Source organism: Synechococcus sp. WC101, from assembly GCF_047461555.1.
Lineage (GTDB): Bacteria > Cyanobacteriota > Cyanobacteriia > Thermostichales > Thermostichaceae > Thermostichus.
On record NZ_JANSHG010000129.1, the window covers coordinates 1 to 7297 of the forward strand.

General features: G+C 61.6%; 8 protein-coding genes. 5 read left to right on the top strand and 3 right to left on the bottom strand.

Annotated features, from left to right (window positions below):
• Positions 1-315 precede the first annotated feature (315 nt).
• The 4 genes from NW809_RS09360 (at position 316) to NW809_RS09375 (ending at position 3775) form a co-directional block, all read left to right on the top strand.
• Entirely contained in the window at positions 316-1233 is a 918-nt protein-coding gene (locus NW809_RS09360; protein ID WP_041438024.1) for a DUF1517 domain-containing protein, read from the top strand.
• A 61-nt stretch (positions 1234-1294) separates the two neighbouring features.
• On the top strand, positions 1295-2089 hold the full coding sequence (locus NW809_RS09365; protein WP_414401999.1) for a hypothetical protein: 795 nt from the start codon (positions 1295-1297) through the stop codon (positions 2087-2089).
• A 72-nt stretch (positions 2090-2161) separates the two neighbouring features.
• Positions 2162-2908: a peptidylprolyl isomerase gene (locus tag NW809_RS09370; RefSeq protein ID WP_011429036.1), complete on the top strand. Its 747-nt coding sequence runs from the start codon at positions 2162-2164 to the stop codon at positions 2906-2908.
• 99 nt (positions 2909-3007) lie between these two features.
• Positions 3008-3775 carry a HEAT repeat domain-containing protein gene (locus NW809_RS09375; RefSeq protein WP_240527300.1) on the top strand — a complete coding sequence of 256 codons (768 nt, stop codon included), beginning with the start codon at positions 3008-3010 and terminating at the stop codon, positions 3773-3775.
• Between the two features lie 51 nt (positions 3776-3826).
• Here NW809_RS09375 and bchM read toward each other — a convergent pair whose 3' ends face one another.
• Positions 3827-4492: a magnesium protoporphyrin IX methyltransferase gene (gene bchM, locus NW809_RS09380; RefSeq protein WP_011429034.1), complete on the bottom strand. Its 666-nt coding sequence runs from the start codon at positions 4490-4492 to the stop codon at positions 3827-3829.
• Between the two features lie 140 nt (positions 4493-4632).
• Between bchM and NW809_RS09385 the strand changes: the two genes are divergently transcribed.
• Positions 4633-5130: a hypothetical protein gene (locus NW809_RS09385; protein WP_041438022.1), complete on the top strand. Its 498-nt coding sequence runs from the start codon at positions 4633-4635 to the stop codon at positions 5128-5130.
• A 19-nt stretch (positions 5131-5149) separates the two neighbouring features.
• Here the strand turns inward: NW809_RS09385 and NW809_RS09390 are convergent, their stop codons facing one another.
• The gene (locus NW809_RS09390) at positions 5150-6121 is read right to left on the bottom strand and encodes a D-alanine--D-alanine ligase (RefSeq protein WP_011429032.1); all 972 of its coding nucleotides are present in this window, start codon (positions 6119-6121) and stop codon (positions 5150-5152) included.
• 69 nt (positions 6122-6190) lie between these two features.
• The coding region (ftsZ, locus tag NW809_RS09395) for a cell division protein FtsZ (RefSeq protein ID WP_414402000.1) at positions 6191-7297 on the bottom strand (1107 nt) is incomplete at its 5' end.

Sequence of the window (7297 nt, forward strand, 5' to 3'; positions counted from 1 at the left end):
TCAGCAGAACCTTGGGGCTTTGCGTGAAGGAACTGTCTAGAGGCGCTTTGACAACGCCGTTACGGGTTCTTTTGTGGACTGCGTAAGAATCCCCCGCCTTCAGGCGGTGGGAGTGTCAAGACTGCGGTCGCCTCCGTCGATAGTCTCGATGGGCCAGATTGAAGTAATCCTGAGTTGGATGCTGAGGAGTAAATCGGTGGGGATTCACAAGCAATGGCTCAAATAGCCCGCTAAAAGGTTCGGATCCCTGCCCTCTGCTGTCTAAGGAAAGAGCATACAATTGAGGAAGACTAGCCCCGTGATGGACACGTGAACATGCTGAAACGAATCAGTCGAAGCTGCCGGCCCCTGCTGGCCATTGCCCTGGCTTTGATCTTGGCCTTGGCCCCCGTCAGTGCCGTCTGGGCGCGCAGTGGTGGTCGCATTGGCGGTGGCTCTTTCCGCTCTCCGACCTTCTCTGCCCCCCGCTCCGTTGGCCCCCGCTCGGCTCCGGTGTACCCCAGCTATGGAGGGGGGTTCGGCTTTCCCCTGGTGGTGCCCTTTTTCTGGGGTGGTGGTGGCGGCCTGCTGACACTGCTGCTGCTCATCGGGGCAGGTAGCTTTCTGGTGCGCAGCCTGCGCTCGGCTGTTTCCGAAGATGGCGACGAGGGGGTTGCTGACCCTCCAGTAACCCTGGCTCAGGTGAAAGTGGGCCTGCTGGCCAGCGCCCGGCAACTGCAAAAAGACATGAACGCCCTGGCTCTGGAAGCGGATACCCAATCGCCGGAAGGGCTGAGCCAACTCCTGCAAGAGGTCACCCTCGGCTTGATGCGCTACAGCGACTACTGGGCCTATGGCCATGCCCAAGCAGAGAAGCTGCCTCTCTCCCGCGCCGAGTCTCTGTTCTACCAAGCCTCTTTGCAAGAGCGCAGCAAGTTTAGCGCCGAAACCCTCAGCAACCGCAACAACCAAATCCAACAGGTTCCCCAAGCGGTCCTTAAACGCGCTGCTGCCGGGATCCCGGATGTCGGCGAGTATCTGGTCGTTACTCTACTAGTTGCGTATCGCGGCAACTTAGGTACACTACCTGTAGTTAAATCTGCGGCGGATCTGCGGCAGTGCCTGCTGCAGTTGGCCTCCATTCCGGCGGAGCGAATTGTGGCGATCGAAGTGCTGTGGACGCCGCAGTTGGAAGGAGACACCCTGTCGGCAGAGGCGCTGTTGACCGAGTACCCGGAAATGCGGCTCCTGTGAGAGCGCTGGAGTGAGGAGACGGCTGCTGTCGGCTAGGGGTCTCGCCGCCAAGGGAGGTTCTATGTCCGGGTTTGATGCTTCGGCAGACAGGAGCCGTCGTTCTCCTTGGGCTGTATTGCGTTACAAGAGTCAAGCAGATTCCCTGCTGGATGAGCTGCTTGAGGATTTGGAGCACAGCCTTGAAGAAGGGCTGGTGGAAGAGTACCCCTATTGGGGCACGCGCCCGCCGCTGCCTTTGCGGCGCTCTTCTATGGCCTCAGGGATCCTACTGGGTTTGGCCTTGGCGGCCACTCTGGTAGCAGGGCTAGCCTTCTGGACGACCCTGCGCCGCCGGGCGGGAGTCTTTTCTCAGGCCAATTCTCCTTGGCTGAGGGATCCTGTGACTGAGGCCTCCGATTCTCCCAACTCGGATTTCCGGCTGGCCCAGGAACAGGAACCATCTCGGCCCCCAGAGGCGGGAGGTAAAACTCCTCGAGATCCCTCTAAGGAAGTTTCGTCTCAGGAGCCACCTAGGATCACCTTAGCCGAGCCAGAGGCGAAAACAACCCCCGTAAGGCCGCCAGCGGCCACCGCTCCTACCCCTGCAGCGGCAACCAGCGCTTCTCCTCCCTCCCTCAGGTCTGCGCCGGTGCGGATCCCGCCTCAACCGCCGCCGCAGATGAAGCTGGTGGGGTTGATCCACGATCCGGGCGATCCCAAGGCTCTGATTCTGATCGACAACGTGGTGCGACAGGTGCCGGTTGGCCAGGCGGTGAAAGCAGAGTGGCGGGTCACCTCCATCAGCCCCTACGGGGTGAGGGTAAGCAATGGCGCTCAAAGCGTCACCTTGCAATTGGGGTTGTCGCAACGGCTCTAGATATCTCTCTTGACATCTGGAGAGGGATCCCTGTGGAAAGTTGGATCAAATCGAAAAAGGGAGAAGGGGCAGATGCAATTTACCAAGCTGGGGCGAATGAGCCGCTGCAGAGTGGGGTTGGGCTTGGCTTTGGGGTACCTCTGTCTTGGTCTGTTCGCTTGTCGCCGTGCGCTCCCCTCCTCTGGCTCTCCATCGGGGATCCCACCGGCCTACGCCCATCGCCCGCAACTGCAGGGCAAGGCGCTGGTGGAGCTAGAGGTGCAAACTGCTGAGGGAGCGGGCAAGGTGATCTTGGAGATTCACGGGGAGGAGGCGCCCCTCACGGCTGGCCAGTTTGTGGATTTGGTGCAGCGGGGCTTTTACAACGGTCTCACCTTCCATCGAGTGGAGAAAGATCCCCAACCTTTTGTGGTGCAAGGAGGGGATCCGCGGGGAGATGGCACCGGTGGCGCTACCGAGCCGGGCAGCAACCGCCTGCGCACCATCCCTTTGGAGATTCAGGTGCGTGGGGAGCCTCACCCCCGCTACAACACCTTGATTGAGGATCCCATCGCCCTGAGCAAGCTGGCCTTGCCCCATCGCTTGGGCGCGGTGGCCATGGCCCGTTCTAGCCCGCTGGATTCGGCCTCTTCCCAGTTTTACATCGCCCTCTCTGCTCTGCCGATCCTGGATGGGCGCTATGCGGTGTTCGGCTATGTCACCAGTGGCATGGAGTGGGTGGAGCGCCTGCAGGTGGGGGATGTGATCCGCTCGGCGCGGGTGCTGGAAGGAGCGGACTTGCTGCAGGTTCCCGGATCTCCAGATTCAACTGCAAACTAGGGACCTCGGCGGCTTATGATGGGCTGCAGCCAGGATTTGCTTGCTTGGCTGCTTTTTCCGCCTTCATTCTGGCCTTTTGCCTGGGGAGAAGAGATTTTCGTGCTCCTGCCCTCCCCGCCAACGGCACCAATCTGCCCGCGCCCCTTCATGTACCAAGATGCCTTTTCTCCCCTAGACGAGCTGCCACCTCACTCGCCGCCGGAGGTAGATGTGGAGCGGATGCTGCAGCAGTTGCAGGATCCGGATCCCCGTTTGCGGATGCAGGCGGCCCGCGCCTTCTGTGAGATCGAAGAGCCCCGTGCCGTGCCGTCCCTGTTGGCTCTGCTCAGGGATCCCTGCCCATTGGTGCGGGTAGGGGCGGCCTATGCCCTAGGTCGAAATTCGGATCCCTGTGAGGTGGAGCTGCTGATCGACAGCTTGCGCCGGGATTGGAATGGCTATGTGCGCAAAGGGTTGGTGTGGGCCCTGGGCAATGCCAAGGATCCGCGGGCCTATCCGGTGTTGCTGGAAGTATTGGCCGGAGATATCACAGCCGTGCGACTGTGGGCGGCCAGCGCCCTCGGACAATTGGCCCAAGCTCAGGTGTTGCCCGGCCCGGCCTTGCAAGAGGTGGCGGCAGCCCTCTGTCGGGGCTTGGCCCACGATCCGGTGGCGGCAGTCCGCGGCAACTGCGCCTGGAGCCTAGGGATCCTAGGGCAACATCTGAAGCCGGCGACGCCCTATACAGCTCTCTATCAAATGCTCACCAAGCAGTTGCTGGCCAGCGCCAGCGGCGACCCTGACTGGGGAGTCCAGGATGATGCGCGACTTGCCCTGCAAAAGCTGGCAGATCCGGATTTGCTGGAAAAACTGGGTAACTTCGACTGACCTGGTCGAGCCCAGGCAGCTCGGCCCCAGAGCAAGCTAGGAGCGACGGCTTCAGCGAACCAGGTCAAGCAGCCAGGCAAAGTAGAAGCGGCTTCGAATGGTTCGGCGTTGTTGCACTTTCCAGCCCCACTCGGCCAGGTGGCCCACCAACGTCGCCTCGCGGTGTTGATAGGCGCGGGTGGTTTTGCTGGGGCCAGGGAAGAACTCCCCTACTTTCTTCAGCAGCGTCAGCCAGGGGGTTTTGGGAGCAAAACTGAAGATCAGGCGAGAGCGGGCCAGGCAAGTTAGGTGGTTGAGCATGCGCAGGGCGTCGGCTTCGGGATAGTGGATCATCACATCCAGGCAGACGACGACATCGTACTCCCCCGTCAGTTCCTCCAAATCCAAAACCTGAAACTGGGGGTTGTCTGTGGATCCCAGCTCCATCTGTTGGCGGCGACGCGCTTCGTTGACCATTTGCTCGGAAATGTCGCTGGCAAACACCTGCGCCCCTCGGGCGGCCAAAGGCAAGCTAAGGCTGCCCACTCCGCAGCCGGCATCGCAAATGCGCAGACCGGAGGGATCCCCCAGCCATTGCAACACCGTCTCGACTGTGCGGGCATGGCCCAGTCGAATATCTTTCTGGACAAAATTGACTTCCTCGTTGCCGTAGATGCGCCGCCAGCGCTCGAAACCGACGGTGTTGAAGTAATTGCGGACAATGGCTTTTTCTTGCATAGAACTTCCAGCTACACGACCTCCTCAGGGGCCTTCCTTGCCGATGCGGATACATTCTACCCCGAAGCCGCTGCCGCCACTCCCAGCGCCTGTCCCATGGCTGTATTAGAATTAACTTGCCTTCGCTGGAATAAAACTCAATGACGGAAGCTGAGATTGCCCAGGCGTTGCAGGCTCGCTTGGCCGTCCCTGTCAAGATCGCCGTCAAGCGTCGCCAGGCTCACCTGCACGTTCTCCTCAACCGCTCCCCGCAAACCCAGCTCGACTATCCCCATCTCACCCAACAGGTGCGAGCCGCGCTGGAGGCGTTGGGCCTATCCGGCCTGGAGCAGGTGACGGTCTATGGGCGAGCGTCAGGACATTCCGAATACGAGTGGCAGCAAACCCAGCCGCTGCGGGATCCTCTCTTGAGCGCTGAGGAGACCACGCTCGTGCTGGAAAAGCAAGGCAACCGGCTGCTGCAGGATCTAACGCTGGTTGCTCCCGATTCCGCCGGCCCCCAGCCTGAGCCCAAAGAAAAGGGTCCCGGCCAAAAAGCTGCTGGCAAAGGCGGATCCCCTATTGCCTGGCTGTGGCCGGCAGGAGCAGTGCTGATGGTCGGGATGGCGGTGGCGGTTTTGCTTCTTTTCTTTCTCTAGAAAGCAGTCTGGCTGGGGATCAGGCCGGCTGTGGCGAAGGCCGGGATCCAGACGGGGCCGAGCGAGTCAATGCCGCCCTCTGCAGGGCATCCTGCAGCATCCGCTCCACCAGCTCCGTAAACGTCCAGCCCAGAGCTGCCGCCGCCTCTGGGCAAAGCGAAGTGGGGGTCATCCCGGGCAGGGTGTTCACCTCCAGCACCCAAGGGTTCTCGTCGGCATCCACCCGCAGATCCACCCGCGCCAGACCTTCACATCCCAACACCCGATAGGCCCTTAGCCCTGCCGCCTCGCAGCGGGCCAGCCCTGCCGCGCTGAGGGAACAGGGGATCAAATGCCGTGAGCCGCCGGGGGCGTACTTGGCTTCGTAATCGTAAAAATCTCCCTGGGCAGGGATGATCTCAATGGCCGGGAGAACCTGGCCGGAGAGAATGGAGAGGGTGATCTCCTTGCCGGGAATGTAGCGCTCCAGGAAGACCCGCGAGGAGACCGAGCTGGCCAACGCCAGCCCCTGAGCCAACGACACCTCATCCCGCGCAAGGCTAATCCCCACCGTCGAGCCGCTGTTGCTGGGCTTCACCACCAGCGGGGATCCCAAACGCGCCACACACTCGGCCCAGGAGAGCGGCTGCGCTTCATCCCAGACCAGCCACTCAGGAGTGGGAATCCCTTCGGCCCGAAAGATCTGCTTGGAGACCAGCTTGTCCATGGCCAGAGCGCTGGCCAACGGCCCGGATCCCTGATAGGGCAAGCCCAGCCACTCCAGCATCCCCTGCACCACCCCATCCTCACCGCCGGGGCCATGCAGGGCAATCCAGACGAAGTCGCAGCCTGCCTGCCGTTCCTGCCAAAGGCGCAGCGGCAGATCCTCCTCGGGGTCGATCAACTTCGCCCGATGCCCCAGATCCTCCAGCGCCCGCTTACAGGCTTTGCCCGTTACCAAAGAAACCTGACGTTCTGCCGAACGACCCCCTGCCAAGATAACAATGTTCATGGCTTAACCCCAAAGCACTCCCCACTCCCAGCAACCGGCACCAGGATAGCCGCATTCCCTCACTCTAACCTACGAAGGAGGACGGCGGCGGCGCAAAAACTCGGGAATGTCCAAGCCCCCGGATGCAGGGGGCTCAGGCTCAGGGGGCTGTCGAGGCGGTGGCTCAGAGCCAGAGGCAGTGGTCCTACGCGTCCCCACCCCCCCCTTGTTGGCGACCGAGGCTTTGGATCCAGAAGCGGCAGCCGACCGCGATCCGTCAAAACCGGTGGCGATGACGGTGATGCGCACCTCCCCTTGCATGCGCTCGTCCTGGACGGTGCCGAAGATGATGTTGGCTTCTGGATCCACTGCCTCAGCGATAATCTCAGCGGCTACCGTGACCTCGTGCAACGACAGATCCAGCCCGCCGGTGATGTTGAAGAGCACGCCCTTGGCCCCTTCGATGGAAGTTTCCAAAAGGGGAGAGGAGACGGCGGTAATGGCAGCTTCGCGGGCGCGGGACTTGCCGGATCCCATGCCAATGCCCATCAAGGCAGTGCCGGCATCGGCCATCACGCTGCGCACGTCGGCAAAATCCACGTTGATCATGCCGGGGATGAGGATGATATCCGAAATGCCCTGCACCCCCTGACGCAAGACATCGTCCGCGACGCGAAAAGCCTCGTGCACAGGAGTTTGCTCAGAGATCACCGAGAGCAGCTTGTCGTTGGGGATCACGATCAGGGTATCGACCGCCTCCTGCAGCGCTTGGATCCCTTCTTCGGCCTGCTTGGTGCGCCGCTTGCCCTCAAAGGAAAAAGGCCGCGTCACCACCCCCACCGTCAGGGCACCGCTGGCCTTGGCAATCTGGGCGACGATAGGGGCTCCACCGGTGCCCGTGCCCCCTCCCATGCCGGCGGCAATAAAGACCAAATCTGCCCCTTTGAGAGCCGCTGCAATTTCTTCGCTGGACTCTTCGGCGGCTTTCTGACCAATGGCCGGGTTGCCGCCTGCCCCCAGCCCGCGGGTTAACTTTTGCCCGATTTGCAGGCGGTTCACCGTTGATGTCGAGCACTGCGCAAGGGCCTGAGCATCCGTGTTGATACTCCAAAACTCAACACCCTTGAGGTTGCTGGCCGCCATCCGACTGACCGCGTTGCCACCTCCACCCCCCACGCCCACCACCTTAATTTTCGC